A 19,464-nucleotide genomic window follows, 5' to 3' on the forward strand; every position below is an offset into this window, starting at 1 on the left:
GGGGCCTCTGCTGCGCTGCGTTTGCTCAGTCGATGCGCACGGTGAGCGAAGGCAGCTTGTCGATGCTCACCTTGAGGGTCTGGCCGGGCTTCACCGCGCCCACGCCTTCGGGCGTGCCCGTGAAGATCAGGTCGCCGGGCTGCAGCGTGAAGAACGTCGAGAGATTGGCGATCACCTCGTTGACGGACCAGATCAGGTGCGTGATGTCGCTGTTCTGGCGCACCTGGCCGTCCACCTCGAGCGTGATGGCGCCGGCGTTGATCTCGCCCACCTCGGCCAGCGTGCGCAGCGGCGCGATGGGCGCCGAGAAGTCGAAGGCCTTGCCGATTTCCCATGGCCGGCCGGCTTCGCGCATCTTCATCTGCAGGTCGCGCCGCGTCATGTCCAGGCCCACGGCATAGCCGTGGATGTGGCCGGCGGCCTCTGCCACTGCAATGTCCTTGCCGCCCTTGCCGATGGCCACCACGAGTTCGGCTTCGTAGTGGTAGTTGCTCGTGAGCGGCGGGTAGGGAATGGCGCCGGTCTCGCCTTCGGCCACGGGCACCACCGAGGCATCGTCGTTGGGCTTGCAGAAGAAGAACGGCGGCTCGCGGTCGGGGTCGAAGCCCATCTCGCGCGCATGCGCCGCATAGTTGCGGCCCACGCAATAGACCCGGCGCACCGGGAACAGCTCGCTCGAACCCACGATGGGCAGGCCGACGATGGAAGGAGGCGTGAAGACGAAGGACATGTGGGCTCCTGCCGCGCGCGGCGGCACAGGGTCAAGACAAGAGAAGAAAGAAAAATGGTGCGGACGGTTTTCAGGCGTCTTCGAGAAAGGCTTCGCGCAGGATGCCCATGGCCTGCTGCACGGGACGGTCCGAAAAGCTGAAGAGCACCACGTCGTCGGCCGGTGCCGACAGGCGCAGCGGCGCCCACGAAGGCACCACGAAGGTGTCGCGCGGCCCGAACTCGAAGCGCCGGCCCGCAATGTCCGCGATGCCGCGGCCTTCGACCACGCTGTAGACGGTGCCGTCCGTGGCCCGGTGCGCCTTGCCCGCGAAGCCCTTGGGCAGCAGCTGCAGCTGGGTGCCGATGGTGGGCATCGGCGCGCCGCCCGTCAGGGGGTTGATGTAGCGCAGCTTGTGGCCCAGCCAGGCATCGGGCGCTTCCTGCTTCTGCAGCAGGGCCAGCGCCTCGCGGCTGCGCGCGTAGGGGTAGTTGAAGATCGGCGAGGTGGGCGACACGTGGTCGTGGCGCACCGGCACCATGTTGTGGCCGAAGCGCGCGAGGCTGTTGCCCTCGGGGCGCGCCACGTGCTGCACCTTGGCGTCGTCGTTCTCGGCAAAGCCGGCGTCGAAGAAGCGCAGCATCGGAATGTCGAGCCCGTCGAGCCAGACCACCGGCTCCACCGTGCCGCCGACGCCCTCGTTGCCATGGTCGTGCCAGGCCCAGGACGGCGTGATGATGAAGTCGCCCGGGTACATGGTGGTGCGCTCGCCGCCCACCGTGGTGTAGGCGCCCTTGCCGTCGACGATGAAGCGCAGCGCCGACTGCACGTGGCGGTGCGAGGGCGCCACCTCGCCCGGCATGATGAGCTGCAGGCCGGCGTAGATCGACTGCGTGATCGACGAGCTGCCGGGCAGCGCCGGGTTCTCAAGCACGAGCACGCGGCGCACCGCTTCCTCGGCGGTGATGAGCGCGGCCGACGCCATCAGCAGCGGGCGGATCTCGTCGTAGCGCCAGAGCGCCGGCACGCAGGGCGTGGCGGGCTCGCGCGGCACCAGCGCATGTAGCGACTCCCACAGCGGCGTGAGGTGGAGCGGGCGGATGCGCTCGTAGTAGTTGCGGCGCTCCGCGGCATTGGCAGGCGCCGGGGCGGCGGGTTTCTGGGCGGTGGGGTTCATGGGCAGCAGCAGTTCCGGCCGTCGTGCGGCGGTTGTCTCCGGGGAAGTGCGATCTTCCGCCGGCACTACTATTGGCGCAACGGGTCCCTGACGATAGGCCCGATCTGGTTTTTTGATAGTGATTGCCGCAAAGGAGATGTTCCATGGCCCAGCTCGATCTCGAATGGCTGCTGGTGTTCGACGAGGTCTACAAGACGGCCAACGTGTCGAGCGCCGCCGAACGGCTCGGCATGTCGCAGTCGGCGGCCAGCACCGCACTGGCCCGGCTGCGCACGCACTTCGGCGACAGGCTGTTCGTGCGCACCTCGCGCGGCATGGAGCCCACGCCCTATGCGCGGCAGATCCAGCCGCTGGTGCTCGGCATCCTCGACCAGCTGAACCGGGCCAAGGGCGGACGCGCCAGCTTCGACCCCGCCACCGCGGCGCGCAGCTTTCGCATCTGCATGACCGACATCAGCGAGGTGGTGCTGCTGCCCGGCCTGCTCGACCACCTGCGGCGCACGGCGCCCGGGGTGCGCATCGAGACCGAGATCATCTCCACCGAGAGCGGGCGCCGGCTCGAGGACGGCGCGGTGGACCTGGCGGTAGGCTTCATGCCGCAGCTGGACGCGGGCTTCTACCAGCAGACGCTCTTCATGCAGAACTTCGTCTGCCTGGCCGCGCGCAACCATCCGCGCATCGGCGAGCGGCTCACGCGCAAGCGCTTCGAGAGCGAGGCGCATGCGGTGGTGGCCTCGTCGGGCACCGGCCACGCCATCGTCGACAAGACCATCGCGCGGCTGGGGCTACGGCGCAACGTGGTGGCCAGCCTGTCGAGCTTCCTGAGCGTGGCGCGCATCGTGGCGCACACGGAGCTGATCGTGATCGTGCCCGCCATCCTCGGCAAGGTGCTGGCCACGCAGGAGCCGGTGAAGCTGCTGGAGCCGCCCTTCGAGCTGCCGGCCTACGCCGTCAAGCAGCACTGGCACGAGCGCTTCCACGCGGACGCCGGCAACGCCTGGCTGCGGCGCACGCTGGCAGAGCTGTTCGGCGGCGGCTGAGCGTGCGCGCCGCGCCGACCGGCGGCGCGCGCCGCGGCCGGCGCTCGCTCGCATAATCGGAACCCCACCCACGGCTCACACAAAAAGGCGGCGCATGTCCTCCATCACCCTTCGCTTTCTGGCCGAGCCCAGCACCGTCAACTTCGGCGGAAAGGTCCACGGCGGCACCGTCATGAAATGGATCGACGAGGCCGGCTACGCCTGCGCCACCAGCTGGGCCAAGCGCTACTGCGTGACGGCCTTCATCGGCAGCATCCGCTTTCACCATCCGATCATGATCGGCGACCTGGTCGAGGTCGAGGCCCGGCTCGCCTACACCGGCACCACCAGCATGAACATCTCGGTCGAGGTGCGCAGCGGCGACATGAAGGGCGGCACCATGGACAAGACCACCGAATGCCTGATCGTCTTCGTCTCGGTCGATTCGCACGGCCGGCCGCTGCCGGTGCAGCCCTACGTGCCGGGCACGCCGGGCGAAATGGCGCTTGCGGAGCGCGCCAAGGCGCATCTGGACGCCAGCCGCGCTGCCGGAGCAACGGCTTAGCCCGCAGCCATAGGCATAAAGCTCTAATGATGAGCGGGCCGAGCGGCTAGAGTCGCTCGTTGTTTTCACAGGAACATTCGCATCATGGCTACCCAGGACGACGACCACGGCAACAAGGGCTCGGACCGCATCAAGGACTCGGCCCAGCAGATCTGGCTTGCGGGGCTTGGCGCCTTCGCCAAGATGCAGCAGGAAGGCAGCAAGGCCTTCGAGGCGCTGGTGAAGGACGGCGCCGGCCTGCAGAAGAAGACCCAGCAGGCCGCCGAGGAAACCCTGGCGCAGGCACAGACGCGCATGGCCGGCTTCGCGAGCGAATTCGGCACCAAGGCCGCGGGCCAGTGGGGCAAGCTCGAGAACATCTTCGAGGAGCGCGTGGCGCGCGCACTCGAAAAGCTGGGCATCCCCTCGGCCGCCGAGCACGCCGCGCTGCAGGCCCGCGTGGCCGCGCTCGAGGCCGAGCTGCATCACCGGCCGGGCAAGCCCACCGCGGCCACGGGGCGCACCACCACCACCCGCAAGACGGCGGGCCGCAGCGCAGCACCCGCGGCCGCCACCAAGAAGACCGTGCGGCGCAGCCCCAAGGCGGGCTGAAAGCTCTCCCTCCGGGCCCATTTTTGCGGCGGTGCACAACGCACGCCGCCGCAAAACATTGCGCTGGCGCATTCATGGTGCAGTGCACATAGGCTAGAGTGTCCCCAAGAGATAAAAAACGGGGACTGACATGGCCAAGAAGGCGCCACGCCGCACAGCGCAACGCATCCTCGAAGCCGCACTCGAGCTGTTCAACCGCTTCGGCGAGCCGAACGTCTCCACCACGCTGGTGGCGGGCGAGCTCAACATCAGCCCCGGCAACCTCTACTACCACTACCCCGCCAAGGAAGAGCTGATCAACAAGCTCTACGAAGGCTACGAGGCCGAGCTCAACGAGCTGCTGCATGCCAGCGAAGGCGTGCACGATGTGGAAGACGCCTGGTTCTTCATGCACAGCCTGTTCGAGCTGATCTGGCGCTACCGCTTCCTCTACCGCGACCTGAACGACCTGCTGAGCAAGAACCGGCACCTGGAAACGCAGTTCCAGCTGGTGCTCAAGAACAAGACGCGCGCCATCCGCATGCTGATCGCGGGGCTGAGCCGGGCCGGCCACCTGGACATCGACGTGCACGAGGTCGACACCCTCGCCCAGAGCATGGTGGTGGTGCTGACCTACTGGCTCAGCTACGAGTACGTGCGCAATCCGCGCGAGGCGCTCGAACCGGCCCACGCCCAGGGCGCGCTGATGCGCGGCGGCCAGCACACGCTGCACCTGCTCGCGCCGTACCTCGAAGGCGAGCAGCGGCGGCATTTGCTGACACTGAGCAACGCCTACAGCGGCGATGATCCCGCAAGCGTGCGGCCTGCGGAGGCCGCCGCCGATTTGGCAGCCGAGGCCCGCTAACGCCATGTCCCATCCAGATTTCAAGCCGCTCTCGCTGATGTCCGCCAGCCCGGTTGCCGCGGCTGCTGCGCAATCCTGGACACCGCTGCCCTACGCCGACCTGCCGCGCTATGACGCGCACAGCCTGCTGCGGCACTGGCCCCGGCTGCACGCCGGCCACGCCCTGCCGCCCCCGCCGAGCGGACATCCGCTGGCCGATGGCTGGGCGCTCTATCACAACGGCGAGTTCGAGCGCGCCGCCGCGCTCGGCCTGGCGCACGGCCCGGAGGGCCTGGTGCTGGCCAACCAGGCCACCGCCGTTTATGCCAACTACCTGGAGCCGCGCGAATCAGTCCGGCTCTCGATGTTCCGGCAGGTCATCGAACGCGCCGCCGCACAAGCCAGCGCCGAGCCCGACAACTGCCACGCGCTCTACTGGCAGGCCTATGCGCTCGGGCGCTACAGCCAGGGCATCAGCGTGGCGCGCGCGCTGGCGCAGGGCCTCGGCAGCAAGCTCAAGGAGGCACTCGAGCGCGTGATCGAGCTGCAGCCGCAGCATGCCGATGCGCACATCGCGCTGGCCGCCTTCCACGCCGAAGTGATCGACAAGGTGGGCGCGCTGGTCGGCCGCATGACCTACGGCGTGCGCGCCGAAATGTCGGTCGAGCTGTTCGAGCGCGGCCTGGAGCTGCATCCCCATTCGCCGAGCGCGCTCATGGAATACGGCCGCGCGCTGCTCATGCTGCACGGCGATGCGCGCCTGGGCGAGGCCACGCAGCTCTACGAGAAGGCCGCCGCGCTGAAGCCGGCGGATGCCAAGGAACGGCTCGACGTGGAACTGGCGCGCGCCGGCCTGACGGACTGAGCCGCGCGTTGGTACCCACGGGTACCGCGCACTTTAAGATGCGGGTTTCCCGCTTTTCCACTCCGACCGCCATGTCCGACCTCAACGCCCTCTTCGAAGCCGCCCAGGCCAACTCCAAGCTGCTGCCGGAGCGCCCCGACAACCCGACGCTGCTCAAGATCTACGGCCTCTTCAAGCAGGCCACCGAAGGCGACAACACCGCCAAGAAGCCGAGCTTCAGCGACATCGTCGCGCGCGCCAAGTGGGATGCCTGGACCGCGCAAAAGGGCCTGAGCGCCGACGAGGCGAAGCAGAAGTACATCGACCTGATCGAGTCGCTTCGCGCCTGACCCGCAGCGCTCAGCCGACGATCCCGCGCGCATGCAGCGCGGCGATCTGCTTGGCGTTGAGGCCGATCTCCTTCAGGACTGCGTCGGTGTCCGCGCCCAGCGCCGGCGCATTGCGCCGGTGGCTGGCCGGCGTGAGCGACAGCTTGGGCACGAAGCCCGGCACCGCGAGCGCGCTGCCGTCGGGCATGCGCACCTGCTGCAACATGCCGCGCGCGGCGTAGTGCGGGTCGGCCGCGATGTCGGCAATGGTGTAGATGCGGCCGGCCGGCACCTGCGCCGCATCGAGTGCGGCCAGCACCTCGTCCACCGTGCGGCCCGCGGTCCAGTCGCCGATCGCGGCATCGAGCATTTCCACCTGCGCCACCCGGCCCGTGTTGCCGGCCAATGACGGATCGGCCGCAAGGTCGGGCCGGCCGATGCATTCCATCAGCCGGCGGAAGATGCTGTCGCCATTGCCCGCGACGATGGCGTAGCCGCCGTCGGCGCAGCGGTAGGCGTTGGTCGGCGCGATGCCGGGCAGCGCGCTGCCGGCCGCCTCGCGCACCGCGCCGAACGCGCTGTACTCGGGCAGCAGGCTCTCCATGCAGTTGAAGACCGCCTCGTAGAGCGCCACGTCGACCACCTGGCCGCGGCCCTTCGGATGCTCGGCGCTGACGGTGGCATGGCGGTGCTGCATCGCCATCAGCACGCCGATCACGCCATGCAGCGAGGCCAGCGTGTCGCCGATCGACACGCCCACGCGCACCGGCACGCGGCCGGGCTCGCCCGTGAGGTGGCGCAGCCCGCCCATGGCCTCGGCCACCACGCCGAAGCCCGGCCGGTCGCGGTAGGGGCCGGTCTGGCCGTAGCCGCTGATGCGCAGCATCACGAGCGCGGGGTTGGCGGCCAGCAGTTCGTCGGGGCCGAGGCCCCAGCCTTCCATCGCGCCGGGGCGGAAGTTCTCGACCAGCACGTCGGCCTCGGCCGCCAGCTGCCGCACCACGGCCTGTGCCTCGGCCTGGCGCAGGTCGAGCGCGAGCGAACGCTTGTTGCGCGACTGCACCTGCCACCACACCGAGGTGCCATCCTTCAGGAGCCGCCAGCTGCGCAGCGGATCGCCCGCGCCAGGCGGCTCGATCTTGATGACCTCGGCGCCGAAGTCGGCCAGCGTGCGCGCCGCGAAAGGCCCGGCGATCAGCTGCCCGAGCTCGACGACCTTGAGGCCGGCCAGCGGGCCTGCGGCCGGGAGAGAAGAAGAGGTGTTCGTCATGGCGCCAGAGTGTGCCGTGCCGCCGCCGGGCCTTCGCGGGGCGGGAAAACACCTATGAATTCTTGACGCCACGCCGTTCGCTCTTGCGGCAGTGCAGCAATCGCCGCGCGGCACGGCCTCTCTCCCGAGGAGAAAGGGCTTTGCTGCGATGCAATGCCTGGGCCGGCAGGCTTGCACAAAGGTCAAAAAAGTATCAATTTCGGGCGCCATCTCTGGTTGTTGGCGCCCTGGGCGATTCGTACAGTGCGCCCCGAGACAAGGAAAAGGAACCGTCCATGCAACCCGATCTGGAAATCGTCGAAGTCCGCGGTGACGAATCGTTCACCGCCTGGGCGCACGGCTATCCGTATCGCACGGTGCGCTGGCATTTCCACCCCGAGTACGAAATCCAGCTGATCGTCGAGACCCGCGGCGTGTATTTCGTGGGCGACCACGTCGGCCACTTCGAGCCCGGCAACCTCGTGCTCATGGGCCCCGACCTGCCGCACAACTGGATCAGCGACGTGCCGACGGGCCAGAGCGTGGAGCGGCGCGGCATCGTGATCCAGTTTCCGGCGCAGCTGGCGAAGAACATGGCGGCCACCTTTCCCGAGTTCGAGCGCATCGCGCTGCTGCTGGCCGAATCGGGCTCGGGCCTGCTGTTCTCGGCCGAAACCGCCGCTGCCGCCAAGCCGATCATGGAGTCGCTGCTCGAAGCGCGCGGTCTGCGCCGCGTGATCCTGCTGCTCTCGCTGCTCGAACTGCTGGTGGACAGCAAGGACCGCCAGCGGCTTGCGAGCCCGGCGTTCGAGCCCGACCCCAAGGCCTTCATGTCGCACGCCATCAACAACGTGCTGGCGCACATCGCGGCCAACCTCGGCGACGACCTGCGCGAGCCGATGCTGGCCGAGCTGGTGGGCCAGAGCCCGAGCGCGTTCTCGCGTGCCTTCCGCAAGCACACGGGCCAGTCGTTCGTGCGCTACGTGAACCGGCTGCGCATCAGCCGGGCCTGCGAGCTGCTCACCAGCAGCGAGAAGCCGGTGCTCGACGTCTGCATGGACGTGGGCTTCAACAACGTGTCGAACTTCAACCGGCAGTTCCTGCTGCACAAGCGCATGCCGCCGAGCAAGTTCCGCAGTTTTCATCGCATGCAGGCCGCCGCATCGCGCGCCGCCAGTCCGCCCTAGCGCGCCCCCGAGTTCCCCCGCGTCGTTTCTGGCGCGGCGCACAGGCGCCGCGCAGGGCGACCCTTTGCCAGCGTTTTTCAAACAGAGACAACCTCAAGGAGACAGCCACCATGAAGAACATCCTCAAAGCCACCGCCCTCACCGCCGCGCTGGTCTGCGGCGCCTCCGCCGCCCAGGCGCAGGCACCGAAGCAGCCGCTGCGCATCGGCATGACCTTCCAGGAACTCAACAACCCCTACTTCGTGACGATGAAGCAGGCGCTCGAGGAAGCCGCGGCCAGCATCGGCGCGACGGTGGTCACCACCGACGCGCGGCACGACGTGGCCAAGCAGATCGGCGACGTGGAGGACATGATCCAGAAGAAGATCGACATCCTGCTGCTGAACCCGACCGACTCCACCGCTGTGCAGTCGGCCGTGCGCTCGGCCAAGAAGGCGGGGCTGATCGTGGTGGCGGTGGATGCCAACGCGCAGGGACCGGTCGACTCCTTCGTCGGCTCGAAGAACACCGACGCCGGCCGGCTCGCCTGCGAATACCTTGCCAAGAGCATCGGCGAGAAAGGCGACGTGGCGATCCTCGACGGCATTCCGGTGGTGCCGATCCTGGAGCGCGTGAAGGGCTGCCGCGAAGCGCTCGCCAAGTACCCCGGCATCAAGGTGGTCAGCACGCAGAACGGCAAGCAGGAGCGCGCCACCGCGCTCACCGTCACCGAGAACATCCTGCAGGCCAACAAGGACCTGAAGGGCATCTTCAGCGTGAATGACGGCGGCTCGATGGGCGCGCTGGCGGCCATCGAGGCCAGCGGCAAGGACGTGAAGCTCGCGAGCGTGGACGGCGCGCCCGAAGCCATCAAGGCAATGCAGAAGCCGGGCTCGAAGTTCATCGCCACCACCGCGCAGTACCCGCGCGACCAGATCCGCCTGGCCATCGGCATCGCGCTTGCCAGGAAGTGGGGCGCCAACGTGCCGGCCGCCGTGCCGGTGGACGTGAAGCTGATCGACGCCGAGGGCGCGAAGACCTTCACCTGGTAATCGGCGCGGGCCATGACCTCCTCCTCCGCACCAGAAGAGATGCTCCGGCTGGAAGGCGTGTCCAAGCGCTTTCCGGGCGTGAAGGCGCTCTCGGGCATCGACCTCTCGATCCGCAAGGGCGAGGTGCATGCGCTGCTCGGCGAGAACGGCGCGGGCAAGTCGACGCTGATGAAGATCCTCGGCGGCATCCACCAAGCCGACGAGGGGCGCATCTTCATCGAGGGCAGGGAGCGCAATTTCGCGGGCTACAACGATGCGATCGCGGCGGGCATCGGCATCATCTTCCAGGAGTTCAGCCTGGTGCCGTACCTGAACGCGGTGGAGAACATCTTTCTTGGCCGCTACCTGACAAACCGCTTCGGACTGATGGACAAGGCCGCGATGAAGCGTTCGGCGCGGCAGCTCTTCGACGAGCTGGGCGTGCAGATCGACCTTGGCGTGCCGATCTGCCGGCTCTCGGTGGCGCAGCAGCAGTTCGTGGAGATCGGCAAGGCGCTGTCGCTCGACGCCAAGCTGCTGGTGCTCGACGAGCCCACCGCCACGCTCACGCCGAACGAGGCCGGGCATCTCTTCAAGATCATGCGCGAGCTGCGTGCCAGGGGCGTGGCGATGATCTTCATCTCGCACCACCTGGAGGAGATCTTCGAGGTGTGCGACCGCATCAGCGTGCTGCGCGACGGCGCCAATGCAGGGCATGCGGAGGTGGGCGCGACGAATGTGGATGCGCTGGTCGAGATGATGGTCGGCCGCCGCATCGAGCACAGCTTTCCGCCCAAGCCGCAGCCCGCGCCGTGCGGACGCAAGGTGCTCGAAGTGCCCGAGATCCAGCTCGCCAGGGGCGGGCCGGTCAACAGCTTCGACCTGCACGAAGGCGAGATCCTCGGCTTCGCGGGGCTGGTCGGTTCGGGCCGCACCGAGCTCGCGCTGGGCATGATGGGCGCCGACCGCGTGCACCGCAAGACGGTGCTGCGCAACGGACGGCCCGTGCGGCTGAGCGACCCGACAGAGGCCCTGGAGAACGGCATCGGCCTGCTGCCCGAGAGCCGCAAGGTCGAGGGGCTGATCACCGACTTCACGATCCGCTTCAACATCTCGATGAACAACCTCGGCCGCCACAGGCGCGGCGGGCTCGTGAGCCAGAGGTCGGAAAAACAGTCGGCCACCGAACTCTCGAAGCGCGTGGGCGTGAAGGCGCCCGGCATCGAGACGCGCGTGGCCACGCTGTCGGGCGGCAACCAGCAGAAGGTGGTGATCGCGCGCTGGCTCGGCCACGCGAGCGAAGTGCTGATCTTCGACGAGCCCACGCGCGGCATCGACGTGGGCGCCAAGGCCGAGATCTACGGCCTGATGCGCGAACTCACGCGCCAAGGCAAGTCCATCCTCATGATCTCGAGCGAGCTGCCCGAGATCGTGGGCATGTGCGACCGCGTGGCGGTGTTCTCGGGCGGCGCCATCGTGGCCACGCTCGAGGGCGACGCCATCAATTCGGGGGACATCATGCGGCACGCTACGTCTTCTGGAGGCTTGCAATGACTGTTGCTTCAGGGCGCGCTCCCGCCGACGGGGTACCTTGCTCCGCGAATGTCCCCCGGCCTGCGGCCTCCTCCTTGATTTCGCTGCGCAAGGCACCCCATCGACGTGATCGTTGTTCAGAGCACCGGTTGATCGGCCAGCACAACGGCCGCGCCCATCGTGCACAGGGCATCGGGTGCTCCCCGCAGCGAAATAAAGGAGGAGCCGAAGGCGGGGGACATTCGCGGAGGGGAGTACCCGGTGGCCTGTGCACACACCCTGAACAACAGCGCCCATCTTCAAGCAATGCGCCATGGAGCACCTGAAATGAATGCAACCGCAACCCACCCGACACCACCGGCGCTTGATGGAGGACTCTTCACCCAGCTGCGCCGCTCCACAGCCTTTCTTCCATTGGTAGGACTGGTAGCGATCTCGGTCTTCATGATCGTCGCAACCGACAACTTTCTCTCCTGGGGCAACCTGCAGAACATCGCACTGCAGTCCTCGATCAACGCGATCATCGCGGTCGGCATGACCGCCGCCATCCTCACCGGCGGCATCGATCTCTCGGTCGGCGCGGTGGTGGCGCTCTCCGGCACGCTGGCCTCGGGGATGATGGTTCAGTTCGGACTGCCGCCCATGCTCGCCGTGCCGCTGGGGCTGGCCGTCGGCGTCGTGATCGGCCTCTTCAACGGCTACTGCGTGGCCTACCTGCGCATGCCGCCGATCATCGTGACGCTGGCCACCATGGGCATCGCGCGCGGCATTGCGCTGATCTATACCGGCGGCTATCCGATCGATGGATTGCCCGACTCGTTCGCCTTCCTCGGCGGCGGCGTGCTCGCGGGCATCAAGGTGCCGATCCTGATCATGCTGGCCACCTACCTCGTGGCGTACGTGCTGCTCAACATGGCACCCTTCGGCCGCTACGTGTATGCCATCGGCGGCAACGAGGAAGCGACGCGGCTCTCGGGCGTGCGCGTGTCGCGCTACAAGCTGCTGGTGTATGCGCTGAGCGGCTTCACCGCCGCCGTCGCCGGCATCGTGCAGGCAGCGCGCGTGACCAGCGGCCAGCCCGGCGTGGGCGTGGGCTTCGAACTCGACGCGATCGCGGCGGTGGTGATGGGCGGTACGTCGATTGCCGGCGGGCGCGGCGCGATCGTGGGCACGCTGGTCGGTGCGCTGCTGCTGGGTGTGCTGAACAACGGGCTCAACATGATCGGCGTGTCGCCGTATCTGCAACTGATCATCAAGGGCGGGATCGTGCTGCTCGCGATCTTCATCAGCCGGGAAGCCAAACGCTGACCCCTTGTCTTGCTCCTTCCCCTCCCAGGGGAAGGAGAAATCTCCAACGCCCTCTGACCACAAGGAACCCATGTCTTATCAAAAGCTCCAGCCCGGCGCATCGGGCGCCATCGGCCAACTCGCCGCCATGCAGGCCGTCGTCTGCCACGGTCCCAAGGACTACCGCCTCGAAACCGTCGCGATGCCCAGCATCGGCCCGAACGAACTGCTGATCTCCATCGCGGCCTGCGGCATCTGCGCCTCCGACTGCAAGTGCCACTCGGGCGCGAAGATGTTCTGGGGCGGCGACGGCCAGCCTTCGTGGGTCAAGGCGCCGGTCATCCCCGGCCATGAATTCTTCGGCTATGTCGAGGCGCTCGGCGAAGGCGCGGCCGGGCACTTCGGCGTGGAGAAAGGCGACCGCGTGATCGCCGAACAGATCGTGCCCTGCGGCAAGTGTCGCTTCTGCACCTCGGGCAAATACTGGATGTGCGAGGTGCACAACATCTTCGGCTTCCAGCGCATCGTGGCCGACGGCGGCATGGCCGACTACATGCGGCTGCCGCCGACCTCGCGCGTGCACAAGATCCCCGACGGGATCTCGCTGGAAGACGCGGCCATCATCGAGCCGCTCTCCTGCGCGATCCACACGGTGAACCGCGGCGACATCCAGCTGGACGACGTGGTGGTGATTGCCGGCGCCGGCCCGCTGGGCTTGATGATGGTGCAGGTGGCCGCGCTGAAGACGCCGAAGAAGCTGATCGTGATCGACCTCGTGCCCGAGCGCCTCGCACTGGCCAAGCAGTTCGGCGCCGACGTGACGATCAACCCCAAGACCGAGAATGCCGACGCCATCGTCAAGGGCCTGACCGAAGGCTACGGCTGCGACGTCTACATCGAGACCACCGGCGCGCCCATCGGCGTGACGCAGGGGCTGGAGATGATCCGCAAGCTCGGCCGCTTCGTCGAGTTCAGCGTATTCGGCTCGGAAACCAGCGCCGACTGGTCGATCATCGGCGACCGCAAGGAGCTCGACGTGCGCGGCGCGCACCTGGGGCCCTACTGCTATCCGATTGCCATCGACCTGCTGGCGCGCGGGCTCGTCACCTCGAAGGGCATCGTGACGCACGACTTTCCGTTGACCGAGTGGGAGCGCGCCTTCACACTGGCCAACTCGCTCGATTCCATCAAGGTGCTGCTCAAGCCGCAGCCCCGCACGGCAACATGAAATACGTGATCGGCGTCGACATCGGCACGCAGAGCACCAAGTGCCTGCTGGCCTCCACCAACGGCAAGGTGCATGCGCAGGCGAGCGTGGCCTACCAGCCCGACACGCCGAAGCCGCTGTGGGCGCAGCAGGACTGCGATGTGTGGTTCAGCGCGGTCTGCGAGAGCGTGCGCGCCTGCGTCGCGAAGAGCGGCGTCGCTGCAGCGGACATTGCGGCGATGTGCGTGAGCAGCCTCTATGGCGGCGCAGGCATTCCGGTCGACGAGGCGATGCAGCCGCTGCACCCCTGCCTGATCTGGATGGACCGGCGGGCCACCGCCGAGGTCGATGCGGTGAATGCGAACATCGATGCCGCGCGCCTGCAGGCCATCACCGGCAATGGCGTCGACAGCTACTACGGCTTCACCAAGATGCTGTGGATCCGCGAGCACCTGCCCGAGGTGTGGGCGAAGACGCGCTACTTCCTGCCGCCCAACAGCTACGTCAACTGGCGCCTGAGCGGCGAACTCGCGGTGGACCACAGCTCGGCCGGCAACATCGGCGGCGTGTACGACGCAGCGCAGCGCAGCTGGTCCCACGAGGCGCTCGGCATGCTGGGCATTCCGGCGCGCATGATGCCACCGCGCCTGGTCGAGTCGAGCGACGTGGTGGGCGGCCTGAACGCCGAATGGGCCGCGAAGCTCGGCCTCGCCGAGGGCATGCCGCTGATGGCCGGCGGCGTCGATGCGGCGGTCGCCACCTTCTGTGCGGGCGTCACCGGCAGCGGCGACCACGTCGCGATGATCGGCACCAGCATGTGCTGGGGCTTCGTGAGCCCGACGGTGGATGCGCGCCACCGGCTCATCACGATGCCGCATGTCTACCGCGGCGCGGACCGCAGCTATGTGTTCGGCGGCGCGATCACGGCCGGTGCGGCCGTCACCTGGTTTCGCGAGGCCTTCTGCCAGGCCGAGATGGCCGAGGCCGCGCGCACCGGCGAGGACGCGCATGCGCTGATCGAACGCCAGGCCATCGAGGTGCCGCCCGGCGCCGAGGGCCTGGTCTTCCTGCCCTACCTGATGGGCGAGCGCAGCCCGATCTGGGATGCGCAGGCCAAGGGCGCCTTCATCGGCCTTTCGCTCGCGCACAGCCGCGCTCATCTGTACCGCGCGGTGCTCGAGGGCGTGAGCTTTGCGCTGCAGCACAACATCGAGGCCGGGCGGCAAAGCGGCCAGCCGCTGGACGATCGGCTGATCGTGGTCGGCGGTGCGGCGCACTCGGACCTGTGGATGCAGATCGTGGCGGACGTTACGGGCTACCGGGTGTTCACCATCGAGGAAGAGGTCGAGGCGGCATTGGGTGCGGCAATGCTCGCGGCGCTCGGTGCCGGGCTGGTCGATGCGGCGACCGCCGAGCGCGGCTGGGTCACGCTGGTGGAACGCGCGCGGCCCGAGCCTGCGGCGCGGGCTGTTTATCGCGAGCGCTTCGATATCTACAGATTGCTTTACCCGGCATTGCGCGATGCGATGCATCGGCTGAGATGAACACATTCATTCAGCGCGCTCCCGCCGTCCGGGGACATTCGCGGAGGGGAGTACCCGGTGGCCTGGGCACGCGCCCCGAACACAAGCCGCAATCCATGACAGCAGCACCATGACGACAACTTTCGATTTTTCCGGACGACGCGCACTGGTCACCGGTGCAAGCAGCGGTATCGGCCGCGCAGTCGCCGTGCGGCTCGCGCAATCGGGCGCAGCCGTGACGGCCGTGGGCCGCAATGCCGCCGCGCTCGACGCACTGCAAGCAGAAGCCGGCTGCGCACCACTGATGGTCGACGTGGCCAACGCAGTTGAACTGGAACGCACGTTCGCAACGCTGCCAGCCTTCGACCTGGTAGTGAACTGCGCCGGCATCGCGCTGCTCGAATCGGCACTCGACCTGCAAGCCGAGAGCTTCGACGCCGTGATGGCCGTCAACGCGCGCGCCGCGGCCTTGGTCGCCACGCGCTGCGGCAGGGCGATGATCGCCGCCGGCGTGCGCGGCAGCATCGTCAACGTGTCGAGCCAGGCGGCGCTGGTCGCGCTCGACGCGCACCTCTGCTATTGCGCATCGAAGGCCGCGATGGATGCGGTCACACGCTCGCTGTGCCTCGAATTCGGGCCGCATGGCATTCGCGTGAACAGCGTGAACCCGACCGTCACGCTCACGCCGATGGCCGAGCGGGCCTGGGCCGATCCGGCCAAGAGCGCGGCGGCGCTCGGGAACATTCCGCTCGGAAGGTTCGCCCAGGTCGAAGAGGTGGTGGCACCGATCCTGTTCCTGCTCTCCGATGGCGCATCGATGGTCAGCGGCGTGGCGCTGCCGGTCGACGGCGGCTACACCATCGCCTGATCGCCGGCCGCTCAGGCGAAGCGGGCACCGCCGGGCGATTCCAGCAAGGCATCGAGCTTGCGCGCGATCTTCTGCTCGATCTGCTCGCTGAAGCTGCTGAACAGGAAGCCCAGCGTCGCCTCCAGCGTCAGCGTGTCGGCCGTGACCTCCACCGTGCCGTCGATGCCCGCGCGGCTGAACTGCGCGACGTCGCAGGCCTCGCCTTCGGTGTAGGTGCATTCCAGGCCGTAGTCCTGCCCCACCTGCTCGATCCACTGGCGTGCGACTTCGCGGGCGCCGGCAATGCCGAGTGCGTGGTTTCTTTCGATATGGATGTCAGGCACCGTGCCCTCCGTTGTTGTTGTCGTCGTGGCTGGAATTGGTCTGCAGCAATCCCGTGGCCGTCTGCAATGCGTTGCGCCGCTCTTCCATGGTCGGCAGCGCGGCGATGCGGCGGACTTCCTTGTAGAAGCGCGGCCAGTTGCGGTTCTCGCGCGCGAACAGGGCCTCGAAGCCCGGTACCAGGTCGTCGTAGGCGCCCTGGGCCCCGAAAGTCGCATTGTTGGCGCGCGCCACCCACAGGTCGTAGGCGCCCTGGCGCGGGCCCTGCCATTGCGCACGCAGGCTCGCGTAGCGCTCGCGAAAGGTGTCCATCGCGGCCTTCTTCATGGCATCGACCGCGCTCCAGTCGCCGGCCTTGGCCTGGGCGGATTCATACACCTGGTTGAGCGCGCGGCGGGTCTCGAGGGCCAGCGCGCGGAACTGCTGGCGCTGCCCGTCGAAGCGCGCGTACTCGCTGCGCGCCGCCTCGCTGGCCTCGCGCTGCAGCCACATCGCGCCGCCGATGCGTTCCACCGCGGTGGCATACGACTCGTTGAAGACGATGTCGCCGGGTACGTAGAGCACCTGGTGCGCAAGCTCGTGGAACACGATGCGCGCCAGTTCGCCTTCGGGGTAGCCGATGAAGGTGGAAAGCAGCGGATCGCCGCCAGCCCAGTTCATCCAGCCCAGCGTGGAATACGCCGGCACGGGGTACACGGCCGTTTCCAGGCCCTTGGCGCGCTGCGCCTCGGCCTCGGCCTTGGCGGCGGCCTCGTCGTAGTAGCCGCGGTAGCCCACGCAGCCGGCCACCGGAAAGCACCAGCTCTTGAGCGTGAGCGAATACGGCGGCGCAGCCACCACGTTCCACACCGCCGCGGGGCGGTGCAGATCGGCATACGCGGTGTAGCTGGCGTTGTCGGGCAGCGCCAGTTCGGCCACGGCGAAGCGGCGGATGCGCTGCGCGAGTTCGAGCTTGGCCTTCAGCGGCGCGGAAACGGCGGGGTCCGCGAGCCATGCGGGCACCGGCTTGGCCACCCGCAGGATGCTCAGGTGCCCGCTGGCCGACTGCCAGTAGTAGCCGAGGTCGGCGCAGCCACCGAGCAGCAGCAGTGCGGCGGCCAGGGCGGATGCGGGGACAGCCCTCACCCCAACCCTCTCCCAGAGGGAGCAAGGCGCTCGACCTCGACCAGGCAGTCGTAGAAGGTCGGCCCGCGGCCGATGTCGGTCAGGCGCTGGCTGGTGAGCTGGTTGACGTTGGTGCCGTCCAGGCCGAGCTTGCGCCACCAGATGCCCATGCCGTGCACCACGCCCGGCCGCGCGCGGCGCGACACCTCGGCGCGGCAGCGGTGCTCGCCGCGCTTGTTGAAGACGCGGACGATGGCGCCGTCCTCGATGCCGCGGGCGGCCGCATCGGCCTCGTGGATCTCGAGCAGCGGCTCGCCCTCGATGGCGCGCAGGCTGGTCACGTTGACGAAAGTCGAATTGAGGAAATTGCGCGCCGGCGGCGAGATCATGGCCAGCGGAAACTCGGTCGAGCTGCCGGCCGCTTCATAGTTGGGCACGTGGTCGGGCAGGCCGTCCATGCCTTGCGCCTGCAGTCGCGCGCTGAAGAATTCGCAGCGGCCCGAAGGCGTCGGGAAGCGGCCTTCGGCAAAGGGCGCTTCGGGCAGCTTGAGGCTGGTGAAGCCTTGTTCCAGCAGCTGCGCGCAGTCGATGGCGCCTGGCGCAAAGGCGCTGCGGCACAGTGCCTCGTCGTCGTCCGAGAAGCAGGGCTCGTCAAAGCCCATGCGGCGCGCGAGCTCGCGGAACACCCAGGCATTGCTGCGCGCCTCGCCGCGCGGCGTCACCGCGGGCCGGTTCAGCAGCACGTCGGTGTGGCCGTAGCTGGTGTGGATGTCCCAGTGCTCGAGCTGGGTGGTGGCGGGCAACAGGTAGTCGGCGTAGTCGGCGGTGTCGGTGCGGAACTGCTCGAGCACCACGGTGAAGAGGTCTTCGCGCGCGAAGCCCGCCACCACCTTGCCCGACTCCGGCGCCACCGCGACCGGGTTGCTGTTGTAGACCACGATGGCCTTCACCGGCCTGGCCTGGTCGAGCAGCGCGTCGCCGATGGTGCTCATGTTGATGGTGCGCGGCTGGCGGCCCGCGAGCAGGTCGGGGCGCTGCAGCGCGGCGCGGTCGACCGGAAAGTGGCCCGAGCTGCTCAACAGAAGCCCGCCCGCGCGGTCGCGCCAGGCCCCCACCAGCGCGGGCAGGCAGGCGATGGCGCGCGCCGCGTTGCCGCCGCCGCGCACACGCTGCATGCCGTAGTTCAGGCGGATCGCGGCCGGCCGGGTGGTGCCGTAGGCCTGCGCCAGCGCCACGATCTGCGCCTCGGGCACGCCGCACACGGCGGCCGCGCGCGAAGGCGGCCATTGCAGTGCGCGCTCTTTCAGCTGCTCCCAGCCGAGCGTGTGGTTGGCGATGAAATCGTGGTCGAGCCAGCCGTGCACGATGAGTTCGTGCATCAGCGCCAGGGCGAGCGCGGCATCGGTGCCGGGCAGCAGGGCGATGTGCTCGTCGCACTTGTCGGCGGTTTCGGTCTTGCGCGGGTCGATGCACACCAGCCGCGCCCCAGCGCGCCGGGCGGCCTGGGCGTGGCGCCAGAAGTGCAGGTTGCTGGCAATGGAGTTGCTGCCCCAGATCAGGATCAGCTTCGCCTCGGCGAAGAATTCGATCCGCATGCCGGCCTTGGCACCCAGGGTATGGACCATGGCCTCGCCGCCGGCCATGGAGCAGATCGTGCGGTCCAGCAGCGTGGCGCCCATTTTGTGGAAAAAACGTCGATCCATCGACTCGCCCTGCACCAGGCCCATCGTGCCTGCGTAACTATAAGGCACAATTGTTTCCGGATCCGTCTGCAATGCACGGAGATGCGTGGCGATGTCGTCAAGAGCGGCCTCCCAGCTCACGGATTCGAACTGGCCGCTGCCCTTGGGCCCGGTCCGCTTCAGGGGCTGGACGAGCCTTTCGGCGTGGTCGTTGCGTTCGATGTAGCGCGAAACCTTGGTGCAGAGAACGCCAGCGGTGTGCGAATGGGCCGGATTGCCCTGCAGCTTCACGGCCACGCCGTCCCTGACGGTGGTGACCAGGGCGCAGGTGTCCGGACAGTCGTGCGGACAGGCGCCCAGGACCGTGGAAGTGTTGGTGGGGGGGACAACAGTTGCAGAGACCGGGGTATCGACCATCCGGCAAGTCTAAAGTTTT

General features: G+C 68.1%; 19 protein-coding genes. 13 read left to right on the forward strand and 6 right to left on the reverse strand.

Translation table 11 applies throughout. The features are described from left to right. Positions 1–25: 25 nt before the first annotated feature. Both FB547_RS12840 and gtdA read right to left on the reverse strand, forming a co-directional pair. A complete protein-coding gene (locus FB547_RS12840) occupies positions 26–730 on the reverse strand; it encodes a fumarylacetoacetate hydrolase family protein (protein WP_145742747.1) in 705 nt (234 codons plus the stop codon). Positions 731–800: 70 nt separating this feature from the next. Beyond that, a complete protein-coding gene (gene gtdA / locus FB547_RS12845; RefSeq protein ID WP_145742749.1) occupies positions 801–1,886 on the reverse strand; it encodes a gentisate 1,2-dioxygenase in 1,086 nt (361 codons plus the stop codon). Positions 1,887–2,029: 143 nt separating this feature from the next. On the opposite strand from gtdA, the gene FB547_RS12850 reads away from it, so the two are divergent. The 6 genes from FB547_RS12850 to FB547_RS12875 all read left to right on the forward strand — a co-directional run bounded on the left by FB547_RS12850 (position 2,030) and on the right by FB547_RS12875 (position 6,078). Then, on the forward strand, positions 2,030–2,926 hold the full coding sequence (locus tag FB547_RS12850; RefSeq protein WP_145742751.1) for a LysR family transcriptional regulator: 897 nt from the start codon (positions 2,030–2,032) through the stop codon (positions 2,924–2,926). 94 nt (positions 2,927–3,020) lie between these two features. Further along, positions 3,021–3,470, forward strand: coding sequence for an acyl-CoA thioesterase (locus FB547_RS12855; protein WP_145742753.1), 450 nt, complete (start codon positions 3,021–3,023; stop codon positions 3,468–3,470). 84 nt (positions 3,471–3,554) lie between these two features. Next, positions 3,555–4,061, forward strand: coding sequence for a phasin family protein (locus FB547_RS12860; RefSeq protein ID WP_145742754.1), 507 nt, complete (start codon positions 3,555–3,557; stop codon positions 4,059–4,061). A 130-nt stretch (positions 4,062–4,191) separates the two neighbouring features. Further along, complete coding sequence (locus FB547_RS12865) at positions 4,192–4,905, forward strand: TetR/AcrR family transcriptional regulator (RefSeq protein WP_145742756.1); 714 nt, start codon at positions 4,192–4,194, stop codon at positions 4,903–4,905. A 4-nt stretch (positions 4,906–4,909) separates the two neighbouring features. Then, positions 4,910–5,749 (forward strand): hypothetical protein, encoded by an 840-nt coding sequence (locus tag FB547_RS12870; RefSeq protein ID WP_186454152.1) that lies wholly within the window; start codon positions 4,910–4,912, stop codon positions 5,747–5,749. A 71-nt stretch (positions 5,750–5,820) separates the two neighbouring features. Then, positions 5,821–6,078, forward strand: coding sequence for an acyl-CoA-binding protein (locus FB547_RS12875; protein ID WP_145742758.1), 258 nt, complete (start codon positions 5,821–5,823; stop codon positions 6,076–6,078). 10 nt (positions 6,079–6,088) lie between these two features. On the opposite strand, the gene FB547_RS12880 is transcribed toward FB547_RS12875, so the two are convergent. Further along, complete coding sequence (locus FB547_RS12880) at positions 6,089–7,327, reverse strand: CaiB/BaiF CoA transferase family protein (protein ID WP_145742760.1); 1,239 nt, start codon at positions 7,325–7,327, stop codon at positions 6,089–6,091. Between the two features lie 275 nt (positions 7,328–7,602). Here FB547_RS12880 and FB547_RS12885 point away from each other — a divergent pair, with 275 nt between their 5' ends. From FB547_RS12885 to FB547_RS12915, 7 genes are all read left to right on the forward strand, one after another. Further along, complete coding sequence (locus tag FB547_RS12885; RefSeq protein ID WP_145742762.1) at positions 7,603–8,493, forward strand: helix-turn-helix domain-containing protein; 891 nt, start codon at positions 7,603–7,605, stop codon at positions 8,491–8,493. 110 nt (positions 8,494–8,603) lie between these two features. After that, complete coding sequence (locus FB547_RS12890) at positions 8,604–9,524, forward strand: ABC transporter substrate-binding protein (protein ID WP_145742764.1); 921 nt, start codon at positions 8,604–8,606, stop codon at positions 9,522–9,524. A gap of 12 nt (positions 9,525–9,536) precedes the next feature. Continuing rightward, positions 9,537–11,057 (forward strand): sugar ABC transporter ATP-binding protein, encoded by a 1,521-nt coding sequence (locus FB547_RS12895; RefSeq protein ID WP_145742766.1) that lies wholly within the window; start codon positions 9,537–9,539, stop codon positions 11,055–11,057. 306 nt (positions 11,058–11,363) lie between these two features. Further along, positions 11,364–12,344 (forward strand): ABC transporter permease, encoded by a 981-nt coding sequence (locus FB547_RS12900; RefSeq protein WP_145742768.1) that lies wholly within the window; start codon positions 11,364–11,366, stop codon positions 12,342–12,344. A gap of 70 nt (positions 12,345–12,414) precedes the next feature. Then, the gene (locus FB547_RS12905) at positions 12,415–13,551 is read left to right on the forward strand and encodes an alcohol dehydrogenase catalytic domain-containing protein (RefSeq protein ID WP_145742770.1); all 1,137 of its coding nucleotides are present in this window, start codon (positions 12,415–12,417) and stop codon (positions 13,549–13,551) included. After that, positions 13,548–15,074, forward strand: a complete 1,527-nt coding sequence (locus FB547_RS12910) for an FGGY-family carbohydrate kinase (protein WP_145742771.1) — start codon at positions 13,548–13,550, stop codon at positions 15,072–15,074. The genes FB547_RS12905 and FB547_RS12910 overlap by 4 nt, the downstream gene beginning before the upstream one ends. 109 nt (positions 15,075–15,183) lie before the next feature. Further along, a complete protein-coding gene (locus FB547_RS12915; protein ID WP_145742773.1) occupies positions 15,184–15,921 on the forward strand; it encodes an SDR family oxidoreductase in 738 nt (245 codons plus the stop codon). Positions 15,922–15,932: 11 nt separating this feature from the next. Here the strand turns inward: FB547_RS12915 and FB547_RS12920 are convergent, their stop codons facing one another. From FB547_RS12920 to FB547_RS12930, 3 genes are read right to left on the reverse strand one after another with little or no spacing between them, the layout of a single operon-like run. Further along, complete coding sequence (locus FB547_RS12920) at positions 15,933–16,244, reverse strand: polyhydroxyalkanoic acid system family protein (protein ID WP_145742775.1); 312 nt, start codon at positions 16,242–16,244, stop codon at positions 15,933–15,935. Continuing rightward, positions 16,237–17,367, reverse strand: coding sequence for an aminopeptidase (locus tag FB547_RS12925; RefSeq protein WP_145742777.1), 1,131 nt, complete (start codon positions 17,365–17,367; stop codon positions 16,237–16,239). Before FB547_RS12925 ends, FB547_RS12920 begins: the two co-directional genes overlap by 8 nt. Then, positions 17,364–19,445: a molybdopterin-dependent oxidoreductase gene (locus tag FB547_RS12930; RefSeq protein ID WP_145742778.1), complete on the reverse strand. Its 2,082-nt coding sequence runs from the start codon at positions 19,443–19,445 to the stop codon at positions 17,364–17,366. Before FB547_RS12930 ends, FB547_RS12925 begins: the two co-directional genes overlap by 4 nt. Between the last annotated feature and the right edge of the window lie 19 nt (positions 19,446–19,464).

The organism is Variovorax beijingensis (assembly GCF_007828835.1).
Lineage (GTDB): Bacteria > Pseudomonadota > Gammaproteobacteria > Burkholderiales > Burkholderiaceae_C > Variovorax > Variovorax beijingensis_A.